Origin of the sequence: Youxingia wuxianensis, from assembly GCF_014385085.1 — a bacterium.
GTDB lineage: Bacteria > Bacillota > Clostridia > Oscillospirales > Ruminococcaceae > Youxingia > Youxingia wuxianensis.
Genome location: NZ_JACRTD010000002.1, coordinates 93,719 through 108,998, shown reverse-complemented (window position 1 = coordinate 108,998; position 15,280 = coordinate 93,719). Strand labels below are relative to the sequence as shown.

The window sequence follows — 15,280 nt, the reverse complement described above, 5'->3', positions numbered from 1 at the left end:
CCCTTCGCGCCTTTCGCGCGAGGGACGGCTTATAGCCAATGGAGGGCAATTATGGAAAACGAATATATTTTGGAAATGAGACACATTACAAAGTCCTTCCCTGGTGTGACCGCATTGGACGATGTGGATCTTAAGCTAAGGCCCGGTGAGGTGTTGGCTCTCTGCGGGGAGAACGGAGCCGGAAAATCCACATTGATGAAGGTGCTTGCCGGTATTTATCAACCGGACAGTGACAAAGGTGAAATTTACTACCAGGGTCAGCGCAGGATTTTCAAAGCCCCGGTGGAAGCCAAGCAAGCGGGAATTATCATGGTGTTCCAGGAATTATCCCTTGTCATGGACCTTTCTGTGGCGGAGAATATTTACCTTGGAAGCCTTCCGTTAAAACATGGGCGCATTGACTGGAAAACTTTGTATGAAGATGCCCGCAAGGTGCTTGCGGAAATTAAGTGCGATGTAGATCCGAAAACCCCCATCGGAAGTCTCCCCATCGCCCAGCGGCAGATGGTGGAGATTGCCCGCGGTATCGCTTTGGGCGCAAAAATACTCATTTTAGACGAACCTACCTCTTCTCTTACTGATAAAGAAAAAGACGTCTTTTTCGAAAATATCCGAGAACTCAAACAAAAGGGCACCTCTGTTATCTATATCTCCCATAAGATGGATGAAATTATGGAGATCAGCGATCGGGCTATGGTTCTGCGGGATGGAAAAGCCTCGGGGGATTTTGCTACTGCAAATACCACGATTGATGAAATTATTCAATGTATGATTGGGCGCAGCATAAGCAATTATTATATCAAAAACAAAGCCCAGCCTGGAGAAGAGCTTCTACGAGTAGAGGGCCTTTGCCGGGAAGGGCAATACGAAGATATCAGTTTTTCTGTGCGCAGAGGCGAGATTGTTGGCCTTTATGGTTTGGTGGGCGCAGGACGCACAGAAATTGTAGAAAGCTTATTTGGCATCACTCGTCCCAGTCGGGGGGATATCTACTATAAAGGCAAGAAAATACAAATTCGAAACAGCGTGCAGGCGGTACGCCATAAAATGGCCTTCGTCCCGGAGAACCGGAAGGAACAAGGCTTGGTTTTAGGAGAGACTTGCCGTAAAAATATTAGTCTGGTAAAATTACCTTGGATAAAGAAGGGCGGTTTTGTTGATACGGCCAAGACGTTCGAAATCTATGAGGAGTACCGCCATAAGCTTAAAATTAACGCCGCAAGCTCAGAGCAGCTGACTGCGCAGCTTTCCGGCGGAAATCAGCAAAAAATCGTATTGGGGAAATGGCTGGCGATCCAGCCGGATCTGCTGATTTTGGACGAACCCACCCGCGGCATTGATATCGGAGCCAAAGCAGATATCCATCGGTTTATTTCCCAGCTGGCGGAAGAAGGCATGGCGGTTATTTTAATCTCCTCGGAAATGCCGGAAATCATCGGCGTTTCCAACCGGTTGCTCTGTATCCGGGATGGACGTATCTGCGCGCAGTTGTCTGGAGAGGATATCAATGAGCAGAGAATTATTAACGCGATTATGAACCAGCCGGAGGACCGCAGCAATCCAGCTGCCAGTTGAAGGGAGGAAACCTAGCAATATGAAAGATTTAAGCTTCGAACAGAAATGTAGTCTAATGAATACTGCTCTGGGGGAGGAAAAAGCCGATACGGTAATTTTAGGCGGCCAACTTGTTAATGTGTACACCCTGGAGGTGTATCCGGCGGACGTGGCTATGAAACATGGTCGTATCGCCTTTGTGGGAGATGTTTCTCATACCATTGGGGAAAACACGAAGAAAATTGACGCCACAGGCAAATACCTGGCGCCTGGGTTGATCGATGGTCATTTGCACAGCTCCGGCACCCATATGAGCATGACCGAGTTTGGTAAACTAGCTTTGGAACACGGCGGTACCGCCGTAGCTACCGGCTTCTTCGAGATTGGGATTATCAAGTCCCTGCAGGGGATTCGTTTCTTTCTGGATGAGTTGAAAGCAACCGGGGTAAAACCACTGTTTGTTATTCCTCTGCCTGCATTTCACCAAAACGAATCCTTTGAAAATCTAGGGACCTTTACTGAAGAAATGGCCATTGAAGCGCTTCATTGGGAAGACTGCTACGGGGTAAACGAGCTGAATTTGGCAAGGGTCGCGGGCAAAAATGAAAGCCTCCTTCGGATTGTGCATGAAGCTCAAAAATTGCATAAAGCGCTGGTATGCCATGCTTCCGGGGTCCGTGGAAAAACATTGCAGGCAGGCATCAGCTTTGCCAACCATGTCAGCGACCATGAAACTGTCGCTGCCGACGAAGCCAATGAAAAAGCCCGCGTAGGAGTATCGGAACACCTGCGTTTTGGTTCTGTAGGCATGGAACTTGGGAATATTCTTCCTAAGCTAGATGGAAACTTCCAGATGATCGGAGATTTTGGTTATTCCACCGACGAGATAGATCCCAGTCTGGCTGGTGTAATCGGTTATATGGACGCTAAGGTCCGCACCGCAATCAAATGTGGAGTTCCTCCCGCCCTGGCTATTCGGGCAGGGTCTTTAAACGCCGCCCGCTTCTTCCGTCTGGAGGATGATATCGGCAGTATCGCCCCCGGCAAATGCGCTGATATCCTGATATTAAGCGATCTGGAAAATGTAGTAATCGACAGTGTAATCACCGATGGGGAATACGCGGTAAAAGATGGAGTTTATTGCCGTAATATCCAGGCCCCAAAATATCCGGAGGATATGATGCACACCATGAATTTGGACCGGTTGGACAGCTCTATCTTCCGGATTGAAACCAAAGAAAAAGGCCCGGTAAAAGTGCGGGTAATCGGAATGAACGGAGACCCTTTGATCACTGATCCATTGGTGGAGGAAATGGTTCCCGTAGATGGATCCATTTGCGCCGATCCTTCTAGAAATATTTGTAAAATTGCTACCATGGACCGCCATGAGCGTTCCGGGCGTATCGGCGTAGGGCTGGTGAAAGGCTTTGGTATTCACAGCGGTGCTATTGCAGAATCCTATGCCCCCTGTATCGAAAACTTAAATATTATCGGCAGCAATGATGAAGATATGGCCATTGCCGCAAACTATCTCATCGAGCACGAAGGCGGCTTTGTCGTAGTGCAGAATGGAAAAATATTGGCGGCGCTGCACCTGGATATTGCAGGGATTGTATCCTCGGCCCCACGGGATCAGGTTATCCGGGATATGCAGGCGGTAAACGAGGCCGCAAAGTTGATCGGCTGTACTGTGGACAGCGTGTTCCACAAAATGGCCTTTATGGTATATCCTACCCAGTTCCCCTCTTACAAGCTCAGTACCTATGGTCTGGCGGACGTACGTGTGGACGGCGAAGAGTTGATCGATCTGTTTGTATAAACTAAAAAAGTATCCGGCCTTCCTCTCGGGAGGCCGGATACTTTTTATCGCTGCACTGTGTCCGTGAGACTTTGGGGACACTTTTACAACATAAACAGGCGTTTTCGAGACTTTATATTGCCTAAAGAAGGTGAAAAAATCTTGCGGCCTTTGCAGATGGGTGTTACCCTCCGCGCCCTGCAAAAAGTTGGTAGTGGGGCAAAACCTCCGCGAGGGCGCTTGCGTACAAAGGGTACCGGCAACCGGGCCGGCGGCGTGGGTGCGCTCTGGTTTTTCCAAAAAAATCGGAACAAGCGATATATCGCTTGCTCCGACGTGTCTACCTGGGATAAAAGAGATGCCGAGAAATTTTCTGATTTCGGAAGGAAAGAGGAGTGTGAAGGGACTACGCCCGCAGGCGCGTTTTGGAGCGCAGCCGCCAAAGGCGGCTCTTAGCGAGGAGATAAACCATCAGGGTTTTCACCCTCATTTGAGCGTAGCGGATAACCCGCCCGCAGGCGGCACCAATAAAAATAACCAGTCTTACGACTGGTTATTTTTATTGGCTGGGCTAGCTGGATTCGAACCAGCGAATGCAGCAGTCAAAGTGCTGTGTCTTACCGCTTGACGATAGCCCATTATTTTAATAATTCCCCGCCCGCGCTGCGGACGGGGAACTGTTTTTTTAGATGGGGTGGGTAATGAGATTCGAACTCACGGCCTCCAGAGCCACAATCTGGCGCTCTAACCAACTGAGCTATACCCACCATATGTAGGACCGCGCCAGACATCCGCAAAGGGAGCGACGCAAAAAACGAAATGGCGCGCCAGAAGGGACTCGAACCCCTGGCCTACTGCTTAGAAGGCAGTTGCTCTATCCAGCTGAGCTACTGGCGCATAAGCATTTTGTTCTGCTGAACAAAAAAATGGAGCGGGTGATGGGAATCGAACCCACGTGTTCAGCTTGGAAGGCTGACATTCTACCATTGAACTACACCCGCACATTATTTAAGCGACGGATATTATTTTATCAAATTGCGTCTGAAATGTCAATAGCAAATCCCTGATAAATGCCTATAATTTGAACATTTAGAAAGTTTTTGCATAATGTGTGGGAAATATTAACGAAAGATTAAAACTGGCTGGAGCCGGCTCACTTTCTTGCAATTACCGACACTTTACGATATAATGTATTCGTCTTACTATGCAGTTTGGCGTACAATTTATTATTATTGCCACTTGGAGGAAAATTTATGCTTAAAATTGCCCCATCCATCCTTTCCTGTGATTTTGCAAATCTCGGAAAAGAAGTCAACGATATGAAACTGGCGGGAGCCGATCTGATCCATGTAGATGTTATGGACGGTCATTTTGTCCCTAACATTTCTTTGGGTCTTCCTGTGGTCGCTTCCCTGCGCAAAAGTACAGATATGTTTTTGGATGTGCATCTGATGATCAGCGACCCTTTAACTTATGGACCGCAGTTTGCTGATGCGGGAGCGGATATGGTGGTGTTTCATATTGAAAGCGACTCCCCCCCTCAAGCGGTAATTGACGCTATAAAAAGCAAAGGTAAAAAGGTAGGGATTTCTTTGAAGCCCAAAACTGCCGCCCAGGAAGTTTTTCCTTACCTAGATCAACTGGATATGGTTCTTGTTATGACGGTAGAGCCAGGATTTGGCGGACAGAAGTTCATGGCGGACATGTGTCCCAAGCTGGAGATCATCCGCAGGGAGTGCGAGCGCCTTGGCTTATTAACTATGGATATTCAGGTGGATGGCGGTATTGACAACAACACGATCGCCGCTGCATACAGCGCGGGCGCTAATGTGTTTGTTGCAGGATCCGCTCTCTACGGAAAGCCTGATTATAAAAAAGCGGTCGACGAGCTGCGCGAACATGCCAGGAGTGCCATATAATCAAATTATCGGGCGGTTTTTCACCGCCCGATGATATTAACCAAAATATGCCGCTAAAAGATCAATGGCATTTTCTTTGATAATCAGGGTTCCGTGTTCCTCTACATAGGCGGCGGCAAGCTCCCCCTCTCCCCAGCGTTCCGCATATTCATCCATAAAGCGGGCGGTTACATTCTCGATAGAATCCAAAGGATAAATTACCAGCTGCCAGCTGGATTTTAATTGGTAAAGGGAGCTTTTTAAAACTCGGTGGCAATACAGTTTAAACAGCCGTACAGACGCGCTGATCAAGGCGTCAATATCTAAAAAACGGTAGATCAGTGGACCGGTAACGTTTTTCTTGATCCGATACCGCTTTTTCTCCGCAATCTCCACGGCGGAAAAGTAAATAGAACATCCGCCTTCTCCAGTGGGATACACTTCTACAAATAGTTTGGATTTATTGGGTTGGAAATCGGTGGCCATCTGCACAATGTCCAGCAGCTCTAAAATCAGTTTTTTTGTTTCTTCGTTGGTATAATCAATCGTTTCGTAAGTAATATCCATCAATCTCATATCCTCTTTGGATAGGATTATTTGAATCCGGTCGGGTCCTAGCATTCTAATATCCACACAATTCCCCCTTGTGGAGTGAACTTTTGGTAAATAAGCAGCGCCTGGTTTTGCTGTCGGTGAAACTTTTATGGCTCTATTTTATATATATATGTGGTCCTTCTATTTTTGATAATTAATGGAGGTTTGTATCCATGGCAGGATTTTTGTATAAAGGAATCGTTTTGGAGCAGTTCAAAGAACCTGCTCTTTCCCGAGATCTTCGGGAATTTTTTAACGCGGATACGATCAGCGCCCAAATGGAACGGGACCCGGTAGACGATCCCCAGGCCCTTACTCCTCAGCAGATTATATCTATCGCCCGGGACGCTCATATTGTGGACGAGCGCGACGGCCAGCTCTTAGCGGACAAACTAGAACCGTTTCTTTTAAAGCGTTCGCATATGCTGGTATGCGACGCCATCGACGACGAACCGTATATTTCTAGTCAGTTAAATCCCCTGCTGAAAAATCAGAAGCTTGCCGCCATAGGCCTGCAGCTCCTGCAAAAGGTAGTGAATACAGAGAACGCTTTTTTTGCCGTTTATAAAAATCTAACGGATTTGGATGTAAAAATTCCAAAGGAGATCGGCGGATTTCAGGTAAAACGAGTTCGAGGCGGCTATCCTGCAGAGTATCAGGCTTCCAAAATTTTCTCCGGAGAATCAGGAGCTTTGGTCGTTGGCGCCGGTGCGCTCTTGTATTTGGCGCGGGCGGTTCTGTTTAACAAGCCTCAAACCACCGCCTTTGTTACAGTGGCGGGCAATTGTATCGGAAATCCCACCAATCTGGAAGTTTCTATCGGTATGACGGTAAATCAGGTGCTGGAGCGGTGTGGTCTGATCGAGGATCCAAGCCGGGTAATCATCGGAGGCTCCATGACGGGTATTAGTGTGATCGATACAGAACACACCTTAGTCACGGCTACTACCCGGGCAATCCTCGCGTTCAAAGAGGACGTCAAGGTGCAGAATTTTAGCTGTATCGGCTGTTCCCGTTGTGTCCACGTATGCCCCCAGGGATTAAATCCTTTCTTTTTATATCGCAGTGTAAAACTCAACCGCTATTTCGCTTTTCGGGAGTTTGACGCTCACATGTGTATCGGCTGCGGAACCTGCAGCTATATCTGTCCTGCAAAGCTGGACCTATCAGAAACCATCATGTACGGAGCGGAACATTTCCGCCGGATGGCCGGTTCTATGCGGGCCATGCAAGTGCAGCAAACCAAAAAAGAAAAAGAAGAAATGGATGCCTATCTTGCCCAGTTTATGGAAGAACGCACCCTTCGCCGTCAAGCCCGGGAGGAAAAACGCGCCGCCCGTCTGGCCGCAGCAGCGCAAAAAGCAGAGCAAGCCGCGCAAAAAGCGGCGCAGGACACGGAGCAGGCAGCGCTGCAGTCCTTAGAAACCGCTGAAAATATCCAAGAGGAAGCGGCCGTACAGGAACTGCCCCAGGAAATCTCTCAAGAGCTGCAGACGCAAGAGACGGTACAGGAGCTTCCTAGCAATATTTCTCAAGAACTCTCTCAGCAAGCGTCTTTACCTTCACAGGACAAAGCGGAGCAGTTAGCTGAACCCCGTCTTCAGCAAATAGACGAGGAGTTGCCTCAGAAGCTGGAGGAATTAATAGAAAAAGCAGAAGAAGTTGTTGTTTCCCCTACAGAAAATGAAACAGAAGATGCAGAAAAGTCCTCCCTCTTAGGCACTGTTACAGAGGAAGTCTTAGAGGTTGAAGCATTGACAGAGCCGTCCTGTGAGGAGGAGCCTGCTTCACAAATCTCTTCGCCTAAGAAAAAATCTCTCTTTAAGGGGTGGCGGAGAAACAGCGATTCCCAGTCTTTGTCGGAAGGAGAGGAGCATAAGTGAAATTAAATAGATACCCTGCTCCCCATATACGCTTCCGGGAGAGCAATAAAACTTTAATGTCCGACGTAATTCTTCTTTTACTTGTACTTTGCGGGCTTGCGTTTTTGTTTTACGGCCTGAGGGCTGTTGCAGTTTGTGCAGTATCAGTGGCCGCTGCCTGGATCAGTGATCTGGTTTGTATACTTATTCGGGGTAAAAAACCAAATTTTCAGGATTTTTCTCCCATTGTCACCGGCCTGATTATCGCTTTGGTCATGCCTGCTACCATCCCGTACTCTATTGTAGTGTCGGCAGCGCTGTTTGCTATTGTAGTGGTAAAACATCCCTTCGGCGGAACGGGAAATAATCTTTTTAATCCCGCGGCCGCTGGATTTTGTTTCGCGGCTATTTGCTGGCCCAACAGTGTGTTTATGTATCCGACGCCTTTCGACAAAATTCCTCTTTGGGGTGAGATTACCGTAAAACTTTCTCAAAATCCGTCTTTTGTGTTAAAGCTGGGCGGTATCCCCACCAATGATATTACGGAGATGATGCTTGGCAATTATCCCGGCCCTATGGGAGCCACCAATATTCTGGTGATCCTTACCTGCTTGGTATTTCTGCTGTTTCGTAAAACAATACGCTGGCAGCTCCCTGTTCCCTTTTTGGCGTCTGCCGCGTTTGTAGCGTTCCTGTTTCCAAGGGTAGGCACCAACGGTGTACAGTCAGTTTTATTTGAGTTGATGTCTGGTAGTTTGCTGTTCGGTGCGGTGTTTATGCTTACCGACCCAGTAACCAGTCCTAAGAGGGATTCTTCCCTTGCTGTTTATGGTATTTTTGCAGGCGTGATTACCATGTTGTTTCGCTATTTCGGCGGGTTTGAAGAAAGTGTGCCTTTCGCCATTCTTTTTGCCAATGCCTTTGTCCCGGTGATCGACCGGTATAATGAAGGGTTTCACCGCCTGATAAGGAGGAAGAATCTTGAACTTAAAAAAAGTAAGAACATACAAAAAGTATAGCCGCTACTGGGAGGGGTTTTTTTCTAAAAATCCGGTGCTGATCAGCGGTTTAGCGCTGCCGTTTGCGGTTATGGTTTCTGTAAATCTAAAAAGCGCCGTCGCCCTTTCCATCACCATGGCGGGCACAGTTATCCCTACGGTTTTATTAGCGTCTTTGATCGGGCAGAAACTGCCAAAATGGATTTGCGCTATCATTTATACTGTATTTTCTATGGTCATGGTAGTTACCTGCGCCGCCCTTATTCTGCCCATGTTTCCAGAAATTGTGGACGCGCTGGGCGTATATATTCCCATTGTAGCGGTTAATACTATGCTACTTTGGTTATGTTCAAAATATTCCAGCGACAAGCCCTCTCCTTGGATGGCGCTGGTGGACGCGGTGATGTACAGTTTGGGGTTTGCTTTCGCAATCTGCTTGATCTCCCTTCTGCGGGAATACTTTGGGAATAACACTATATGGGGCGTCGCCGTAAATTTCCCAATAAAATTCAGCGGGTTGCAGATTGCTTTTGCCGGATTTATTTTGGTAGCGTTTCTCAACGCAGGTTTTCGCGGACTGAAACGGCTGATATTGTTTGCTGTCTATCGCCACTCCAACCCTAAAGTTACATAAGAACCGTCTTCGGCAGCATAAATCCGTTTGATACTTTGTCCTGAAGGAGGCAGCTTATGGATCTGTTATCTGAATTTCTTGTTACGATCTTAGTAGCAATCGTTATGCAAAACGCGGTATTTACCCGTGCGTTCGGTTTTACCAAAGGAACCATTTCTATAAATAAGCCCAGAAAAATCATATTTTTTGGCTCTACAATTACTGGGGTTATGCTGGCTACTGCAATCATTGCATGGCCGCTGAATTATTGGCTCCGGGAATATAACCGGCAGAATGCTCTAAGATATCTGCTATATATCGGGTGCCTGTGTATTATTTTTGTCGCGGTGCATCTGGTGACAAAATATTTTGTTCCTAAACTTCATTTTTATTACCGCACAATGCTTCCCTTCGCTGTTTTTAACAGCGCGGTGCTGGGCAGCCTTCTGATTGCTGCAGGGGAAGGATACGGCTATCTGAAAACTTTGGGATTTGCTATTGGCTCCGGGGTGGGGTATACTCTGGCGCTGCTTTTGATCCATGAAGGGAAAAAACGCATTCATCTTTCTCAGGTGCCGCGATCCTTTCGGGGACTGCCTATTATGATTCTTTATATCGGAATCTTTTCTCTTGCGATTTATGGCCTGATCGGCCATCAGCTTCCCACATAATGAACGTTTAAATTCTAATTTCAATAATGGCGGTGAAGAAATGGCAAAGCAATATAAAGTAAAGCGTTACCACAAAATCTATACCTCCCGTACGCGCTCTACTTCCCACGTAGTAGTAAAAATTATTTGCTGCGTTTTTGCGGTATGCGCTTTGGGTTTTGTGGGCTGGAGCGTTTATGGGCCGATTTCTGACTTTCTTTCCGGAGTGGATTTTACTTCCCCCGGGGAGGAAGACCTCCAGCCGGTGATAAACGCGGATGTTCTTCCTCCTTCTCAATCAGAGCCGGAGCCGGAACCGGAGCCGATTTCTGTCCTGCCGCAGGTTAAAGCGATTTATTTTCCAGTCTCTATGCTCACGAATGAAGAAGCAGTGAATGAAATTATTGAGCAAATCGCCGCTATGCCTTCTATAAACGCCATTATGTTTGATTTAAAAGATGCTTCAGGAAATATATCGTACCAATCCTCACTGGAGCTGGTAGCGCAGGCACAGGCGCAGGTGGAGAATGCCTTTGACCTGGAGGCGCTATGTAAAAAGCTAACGGACAACGGCATCGTTCCTATAGGGCGTATCAATGCTTTTCGTGATCCGGTAGCGGCCTCCCGTATTCCCGATGCTGGGGTAAAATATATGAACTCTGAGATACTGTGGCTGGATAACGCTCAGGAAAACGGGGGAAAACCGTGGCTAAACCCCTATTCGGATCTGGCCCAGGCATATATTACCGATATCGCCTGTGAGAGTATTTCTCTTGGGGTAGAAGCTATTGTCCTTGACAATGTAAGTTTCCCGACTGGATACGGGCAGGAATTTGCCACCTATGGCAACACCGCGGCGGAGAGTACTCGCTCGGATATTCTCGCCTCTTTTCTGGATAAGATCGAGGAGCAAATTCTCCAACAGGGCGGTGAAATGGCAGTATACATCTCCGGTGTTGCTGCCTTGGGGGTAAACAATACATTTTACGGCTCTAATCCATTGGCTCTGAGCAATACCAATGTGATATTGGATGTGCAGCCTGCTCAATTCGGAGATGTTTTTGCCTTGGAAAACTTTACTCTTACCGGGCCTATATTAACCCCCTATGAGACAGTGGACGGTCTGCTTAAGTTTTTACAGCCGGATCTCACCGGTAAAGACATAACCGCCATGATCCAAGGGTATACTACAAATCAAGTTCTTACCAATAATAAAATTTACACCTATGAGGATATCGTTTCTCAAGTGGAGGCCCTTTCCGCCAATGGGGTGGACAATTATATCCTCTACAGTCCGAACGGTTCTTATCCCGCTTTTGCGGGATGAATAACGGTTGTTTAAACAGGAGTTGTTATCATGGCTTTTAAAGTGAAGTTGTTCCATGGCCAGCCGGATTTTGAATCCCTGCATGTGGCTAAAATTATCGATTATCCCTTGGAAAAACGGGATTATAAACCCTATTCTCAATGTAAATTATGCTTTGCTCCAGATGGATTTCACATACAGTTTTTATCCTTTGAGGCCGCGGCTCTTGCCGCCAGCTGTATGAAGGCGGTGTTTAATTTCGACGCGCAAACTCAGGAAAAATGCTTTTCTTTTTCCGTGTTCAGCGACGGCCGTTTCGCGGCTGGTGAAGGAGAGTTTGAGACGCCCTTTACCCCGGGACATATCCACTTTTTTACCGGCGAAGATCTGCAGGGGGAATATTGGGGAGCTACCGTCTGTATTCCCATCCTGGAGATTGCCAGGTGTTATCCAAATTTCCGCCCTATCGCAGGCTCTTCCTTTAAAGGAAATATCTATAAGCTTTGTCAGGACCCAAGCCGTCCTCATTACGGATCTTATACTCCGGCGGATTTCTCCCGTCCTTTGGAAGAGAAAAGTCAGCTGAGTGAATTTATAATTATCGATTATTAAAATAAAAGCGGGAAGCAAAAGCTTCCCGCCTTTTATTTTTATGTGTTTATTGAGCGAAGGTAATGCTGTAAAGCTTTTCCCTTACCATCTGGGAAAGTTCTTTATACGCCTTGTTAAAACGACAGTCCGCCGAATCTCCGCAGGTGCATACAAATTCCTCGTTGTCCACACAGCGGCTGAAAGTAATAACCCCTTCCACACATTCAATCACTTCGCCCAAAGTAATCTGGTCCGCCGGACGAGCCAATTCATAGCCGCCCTGAGTACCTTTAAAGGAGCGCACAATCCCCTGTGCTACCAGCTTGCGCAAAATTTTAAGGGAAAACCGAAGCGTAACGCCTGTCTGGGCGGACAGTGTCTTAGCGTCCATACGGACGTTATTTTTTGCCAGACAATTTACGATACGCACAGCATAATCAGCCTCTAAGGTAATGTGCATTGATAAAATCTCCTTTTTCCCAGAAAGTATACCAAATAGCTATACTTTTATAAGTATATCCAAATTCTCCAGGTTTGTCAACGCTTAATCCAGGAAATCCTTAAGCTTTTTACTGCGGCTGGGATGGCGCAGCTTTCGCAGCGCCTTAGCCTCAATCTGACGGATGCGTTCACGGGTAACGTTAAATTCCTTTCCTACCTCTTCCAGAGTACGGCTCCTGCCGTCCTCCAGGCCAAACCGCAGACGAAGGACCTTTTCCTCCCTAGGGGTGAGTGTCTGAAGCACTTCGCTGAGCTGTTCTTTCAAAAGAACATGGGAGGCGGCGTCTGCCGGCGCCGGGGCCTCCTCGTCCTGGATAAAGTCCCCCAGATGGCTGTCTTCTTCCTCACCAATCGGGGTTTCCAGAGATACCGGCTCCTGGGCTACGCGCATAATCTCTCGAACTTTTTCCACCGGCATCTCCAGTTCCACAGCGATTTCTTCCGGAGTAGGTTCGTGGCCGTTTTTATGAAGCAGCTGACTGCTGACTTTTTTTACTTTATTGATAGTTTCCACCATGTGCACCGGAATACGGATTGTTCTTGCCTGATCGGCAATAGCCCGGGTAATGGCTTGACGGATCCACCAGGTAGCATAGGTGGAAAATTTAAATCCTTTGGTATGATCAAACTTCTCTACAGCCTTAATCAGGCCCAGATTGCCCTCCTGGATCAGATCCAAAAACTGCATTCCGCGCCCTACATACCGTTTGGCGATGCTGACCACCAGACGAAGGTTAGCCTCTGAGAGGCGTTTTCTCGCCTGAACATCCCCCTGTCCCATACGGATGGCAAGTTCAATCTCTTCGTCGGCAGAAAGCAGCGGCACCCGACCGATTTCTTTTAAGTACACCTTTACCGGATCGTCAATATTAATTCCTTCCGATGCCAAAGAACTTTCTAAATCAACGCTGTTGGTGCTTTTAAATGCCTCTTCAATTGCATCTCCCAAATCTTCTACAATCTCAATACTGTTAGCTTCCAGGGTTTCATAAAGCTTGTCCACCTGTTCAACGTCATAATCCAGTTCTTCCAAAGCATCATTGATCTCCTTGGTGGTCAACTTCCCTTTGAGCTTACCGTTCTCCAATAGATCTTTTAATACCTGTTTCTTTTCCTGTGCTCCCATACGTTTTCCCCCTATTTTTTCTTTGAAGCGAGCGAATCGATATATTCCTTCAGGTCATCATCTGACATTCCGGCAACTTCGTCGCGGGATTTCACTGTTTTGTAGCTTAAAATAGTATCTATATAAGTATAAACATCAGCAACACTAAAAGTCATACCGCTGATGGAATTAACAAGACCGCTGACCACTGCCATTTGTTCCGGGTCAAGCTGGGAGGACAGCACGGTAAGCTCTATCGACATTCCCGCTTCCAATCGCTGAAATAAAATCTTTCCAATCTCCCGGTTTCGGTCGGTAACAAAATCCTCTATTTTTATCCGCTGGGCCGCCGCAGGATAATAATCCGGATTTTTCATCAGGATCGCAAGCAGTTTGTCCTCCGCCAAAGCATATTTTATGTTTCTTGCTCGCTGAATATCCTGCTTTTGGGAGGGTGTTTTTATCTCGCTGTACACTTTCAACTCCCCGCTGTCCCGTTTTTGCTGAGATTTTGCCATCCGCTTAAGCTCATATTTTAGCTGGGCCATAATCGCCGCCTTGTCTACTTCCAGTTCAGAGGCGGTTTTCGCAATATATACATCCCGTTCGATCACGTTGGGCACCCCAGCCATCAGCTTGACAAACTCTTTGAGAAATCCTACCTTTCCGTCGGCGGTCTCCACATCATACTGTCGTTTCAGCTTAGCAATCTCAAATTCAGTGGCGTTGGCCGCCCCGTCAATCAAAATTCCAAATCGTTCCGCCCCATATTTTTTAATATATTCATCCGGATCCTTAGCGCCGGTCATAGATAATACCCGCACTTTAATCCCGGTTTCCCCAAACAGTCCTATTGCCCGACGGGTTGCTGTCTGGCCCGCCCCATCGGAATCGTAGGCGATGGTCACGTTCTGAGCGTATTGGGAAATCAGCCGGGACTGCTCCGAGGTCAGGGAGGTTCCTAACGTAGCTACCGCGTTATCAAATCCTGCTTGATGGACAGCGATAACATCCATGTACCCTTCCGCTAAAATTAATCCTTCCCTTTTCGATGACTTAGCAAAATTTAACGCAAACAGATTGCGGCTTTTCTTAAATACCGGCGTATCCGGGGAGTTCAAATACTTAGGTCCCCTATCGTCCCCCATTACACGGCCTCCAAAGCCCACTACGTTGCCTCTAAGGTCGATAATGGGAAACATCACCCTATTCCGGAACTGGTCGTAATAACCCCCGTTGCGCCCTTGTGCAATGACGCTGGCGGCTTGCATCTCCTGTTGGGTAAAGCCCTGGGACTTGAGATATCTCAGCCCTGTATCCCAAGAGTTCGGAGAATAGCCCAAGCCGAACCGAACAATGGTTGCGTTGGTAAGTCCCCGATCGTGGAGATAGTCCAAAGCGACTTTTCCTGACGGCTCTTTTAAGCAGCTATGATAAAAACGAGCCAAAGAGCGATTAATCTCCAAAATTCTGTTTTTTTGCCGGGCGGCTTTGTCATCCGCTCCATCCTCCGGCATAGCCATGCCAGCTCGTTGAGCTAAAAAACGCACCGCTTCAATGTATTCTAAATTTTCGATATTTCGTATAAAGGTGATTACATCCCCACCAGCGCCGCAGCCAAAACAGTAAAAGGACTGGCTGTCAGGATATACGGTGAAAGAGGGTGTCTTTTCCGAATGGAAAGGGCACAGCCCGGTGAATACCCGGCCTCGTTTTTTCAAGGGAACATAGGAAGAAATCACCTGTTCGATGTCGTTATAATTTTTCAGCTCCTGCAAAAACATATCGGACAGCACCTTGTTTCCCCCTT

General features: G+C 47.3%; 13 protein-coding genes, 4 tRNA genes and 1 pseudogene. 10 read left to right on the top strand and 8 right to left on the bottom strand.

Going from position 1 to position 15,280, the window contains the following annotated elements:
* Window positions 1–51: 51 nt before the first annotated feature.
* The 3 genes and pseudogenes from H8705_RS13770 to H8705_RS02805 all read left to right on the top strand — a co-directional run.
* Window positions 52–558, top strand: a pseudogene (locus tag H8705_RS13770) (ATP-binding cassette domain-containing protein); the annotation flags it as partial.
* A 102-nt stretch (window positions 559–660) separates the two neighbouring features.
* Window positions 661–1,575 carry a sugar ABC transporter ATP-binding protein gene (locus H8705_RS13765; protein ID WP_449355316.1) on the top strand — a complete coding sequence of 305 codons (915 nt, stop codon included), beginning with the start codon at window positions 661–663 and terminating at the stop codon, window positions 1,573–1,575.
* A gap of 19 nt (window positions 1,576–1,594) precedes the next feature.
* Entirely contained in the window at window positions 1,595–3,373 is a 1,779-nt protein-coding gene (locus H8705_RS02805; protein WP_262394341.1) for an adenine deaminase C-terminal domain-containing protein, read from the top strand.
* A gap of 542 nt (window positions 3,374–3,915) precedes the next feature.
* On the opposite strand, the gene H8705_RS02800 is transcribed toward H8705_RS02805, so the two are convergent.
* The 4 genes from H8705_RS02800 to H8705_RS02785 all read right to left on the bottom strand — a co-directional run bounded on the left by H8705_RS02800 (window position 3,916) and on the right by H8705_RS02785 (window position 4,353).
* A tRNA-Gln gene (locus tag H8705_RS02800) sits at window positions 3,916–3,990 on the bottom strand.
* Between the two features lie 52 nt (window positions 3,991–4,042).
* Window positions 4,043–4,119 (bottom strand) — tRNA-His (locus tag H8705_RS02795).
* 53 nt (window positions 4,120–4,172) lie between these two features.
* Window positions 4,173–4,249, bottom strand: a tRNA-Arg gene (locus tag H8705_RS02790).
* Window positions 4,250–4,279: 30 nt separating this feature from the next.
* A tRNA-Gly gene (locus H8705_RS02785) sits at window positions 4,280–4,353 on the bottom strand.
* Between the two features lie 252 nt (window positions 4,354–4,605).
* Between H8705_RS02785 and rpe the strand changes: the two genes are divergently transcribed.
* Window positions 4,606–5,271, top strand: a complete 666-nt coding sequence (gene rpe, locus H8705_RS02780) for a ribulose-phosphate 3-epimerase (RefSeq protein WP_262394340.1) — start codon at window positions 4,606–4,608, stop codon at window positions 5,269–5,271.
* Window positions 5,272–5,307: 36 nt separating this feature from the next.
* Here the strand turns inward: rpe and H8705_RS02775 are convergent, their stop codons facing one another.
* Complete coding sequence (locus H8705_RS02775; RefSeq protein WP_262394339.1) at window positions 5,308–5,883, bottom strand: adaptor protein MecA; 576 nt, start codon at window positions 5,881–5,883, stop codon at window positions 5,308–5,310.
* Between the two features lie 134 nt (window positions 5,884–6,017).
* Here H8705_RS02775 and H8705_RS02770 point away from each other — a divergent pair, with 134 nt between their 5' ends.
* Genes H8705_RS02770 through H8705_RS02745 form a run of 6 tightly spaced genes read left to right on the top strand, consistent with a single transcriptional unit; the run spans window position 6,018 to window position 11,885 of the window.
* Entirely contained in the window at window positions 6,018–7,727 is a 1,710-nt protein-coding gene (locus H8705_RS02770) for a 4Fe-4S dicluster domain-containing protein (protein WP_262394338.1), read from the top strand.
* On the top strand, window positions 7,724–8,725 hold the full coding sequence (locus H8705_RS02765) for an RnfABCDGE type electron transport complex subunit D (protein ID WP_262394337.1): 1,002 nt from the start codon (window positions 7,724–7,726) through the stop codon (window positions 8,723–8,725). The genes H8705_RS02770 and H8705_RS02765 overlap by 4 nt, the downstream gene beginning before the upstream one ends.
* Window positions 8,688–9,338: an Rnf-Nqr domain containing protein gene (locus H8705_RS02760; RefSeq protein WP_262394336.1), complete on the top strand. Its 651-nt coding sequence runs from the start codon at window positions 8,688–8,690 to the stop codon at window positions 9,336–9,338. Before H8705_RS02765 ends, H8705_RS02760 begins: the two co-directional genes overlap by 38 nt.
* A 56-nt stretch (window positions 9,339–9,394) precedes the next feature.
* Entirely contained in the window at window positions 9,395–9,988 is a 594-nt protein-coding gene (locus H8705_RS02755) for an Rnf-Nqr domain containing protein (protein ID WP_262394335.1), read from the top strand.
* A gap of 40 nt (window positions 9,989–10,028) precedes the next feature.
* Window positions 10,029–11,294, top strand: a complete 1,266-nt coding sequence (locus H8705_RS02750) for a putative glycoside hydrolase (protein WP_262394334.1) — start codon at window positions 10,029–10,031, stop codon at window positions 11,292–11,294.
* Between the two features lie 30 nt (window positions 11,295–11,324).
* Window positions 11,325–11,885, top strand: a complete 561-nt coding sequence (locus H8705_RS02745; protein ID WP_262394333.1) for a hypothetical protein — start codon at window positions 11,325–11,327, stop codon at window positions 11,883–11,885.
* A gap of 46 nt (window positions 11,886–11,931) precedes the next feature.
* On the opposite strand, the gene H8705_RS02740 is transcribed toward H8705_RS02745, so the two are convergent.
* The 3 genes from H8705_RS02740 to dnaG all read right to left on the bottom strand — a co-directional run bounded on the left by H8705_RS02740 (window position 11,932) and on the right by dnaG (window position 15,266).
* Window positions 11,932–12,324 carry an RrF2 family transcriptional regulator gene (locus tag H8705_RS02740; RefSeq protein ID WP_262394332.1) on the bottom strand — a complete coding sequence of 131 codons (393 nt, stop codon included), beginning with the start codon at window positions 12,322–12,324 and terminating at the stop codon, window positions 11,932–11,934.
* Window positions 12,325–12,408: 84 nt separating this feature from the next.
* Complete coding sequence (rpoD, locus tag H8705_RS02735) at window positions 12,409–13,491, bottom strand: RNA polymerase sigma factor RpoD (protein ID WP_262394331.1); 1,083 nt, start codon at window positions 13,489–13,491, stop codon at window positions 12,409–12,411.
* 11 nt (window positions 13,492–13,502) lie between these two features.
* Window positions 13,503–15,266 (bottom strand): DNA primase, encoded by a 1,764-nt coding sequence (gene dnaG, locus H8705_RS02730; RefSeq protein ID WP_262394330.1) that lies wholly within the window; start codon window positions 15,264–15,266, stop codon window positions 13,503–13,505.
* Window positions 15,267–15,280: the final 14 nt, after the last annotated feature.

Excerpts from the sequence above, each read along its gene's own strand:
- H8705_RS13765 (WP_449355316.1), top strand. The coding sequence starts at position 661 with ATGGATGAAATTATGGAGATCAGCGATCGGGCTATGGTTCTGCGGGAT.
- H8705_RS02805 (WP_262394341.1), top strand. The coding sequence starts at position 1,595 with ATGAAAGATTTAAGCTTCGAACAGAAATGTAGTCTAATGAATACTGCT.
- rpe (WP_262394340.1), top strand. The coding sequence starts at position 4,606 with ATGCTTAAAATTGCCCCATCCATCCTTTCCTGTGATTTTGCAAATCTC.
- H8705_RS02770 (WP_262394338.1), top strand. The coding sequence starts at position 6,018 with ATGGCAGGATTTTTGTATAAAGGAATCGTTTTGGAGCAGTTCAAAGAA.
- H8705_RS02755 (WP_262394335.1), top strand. The coding sequence starts at position 9,395 with ATGGATCTGTTATCTGAATTTCTTGTTACGATCTTAGTAGCAATCGTT.
- H8705_RS02750 (WP_262394334.1), top strand. The coding sequence starts at position 10,029 with ATGGCAAAGCAATATAAAGTAAAGCGTTACCACAAAATCTATACCTCC.
- H8705_RS02745 (WP_262394333.1), top strand. The coding sequence starts at position 11,325 with ATGGCTTTTAAAGTGAAGTTGTTCCATGGCCAGCCGGATTTTGAATCC.
- H8705_RS02740 (WP_262394332.1), bottom strand. The coding sequence starts at position 12,324 with ATGCACATTACCTTAGAGGCTGATTATGCTGTGCGTATCGTAAATTGT.
- rpoD (WP_262394331.1), bottom strand. The coding sequence starts at position 13,491 with ATGGGAGCACAGGAAAAGAAACAGGTATTAAAAGATCTATTGGAGAAC.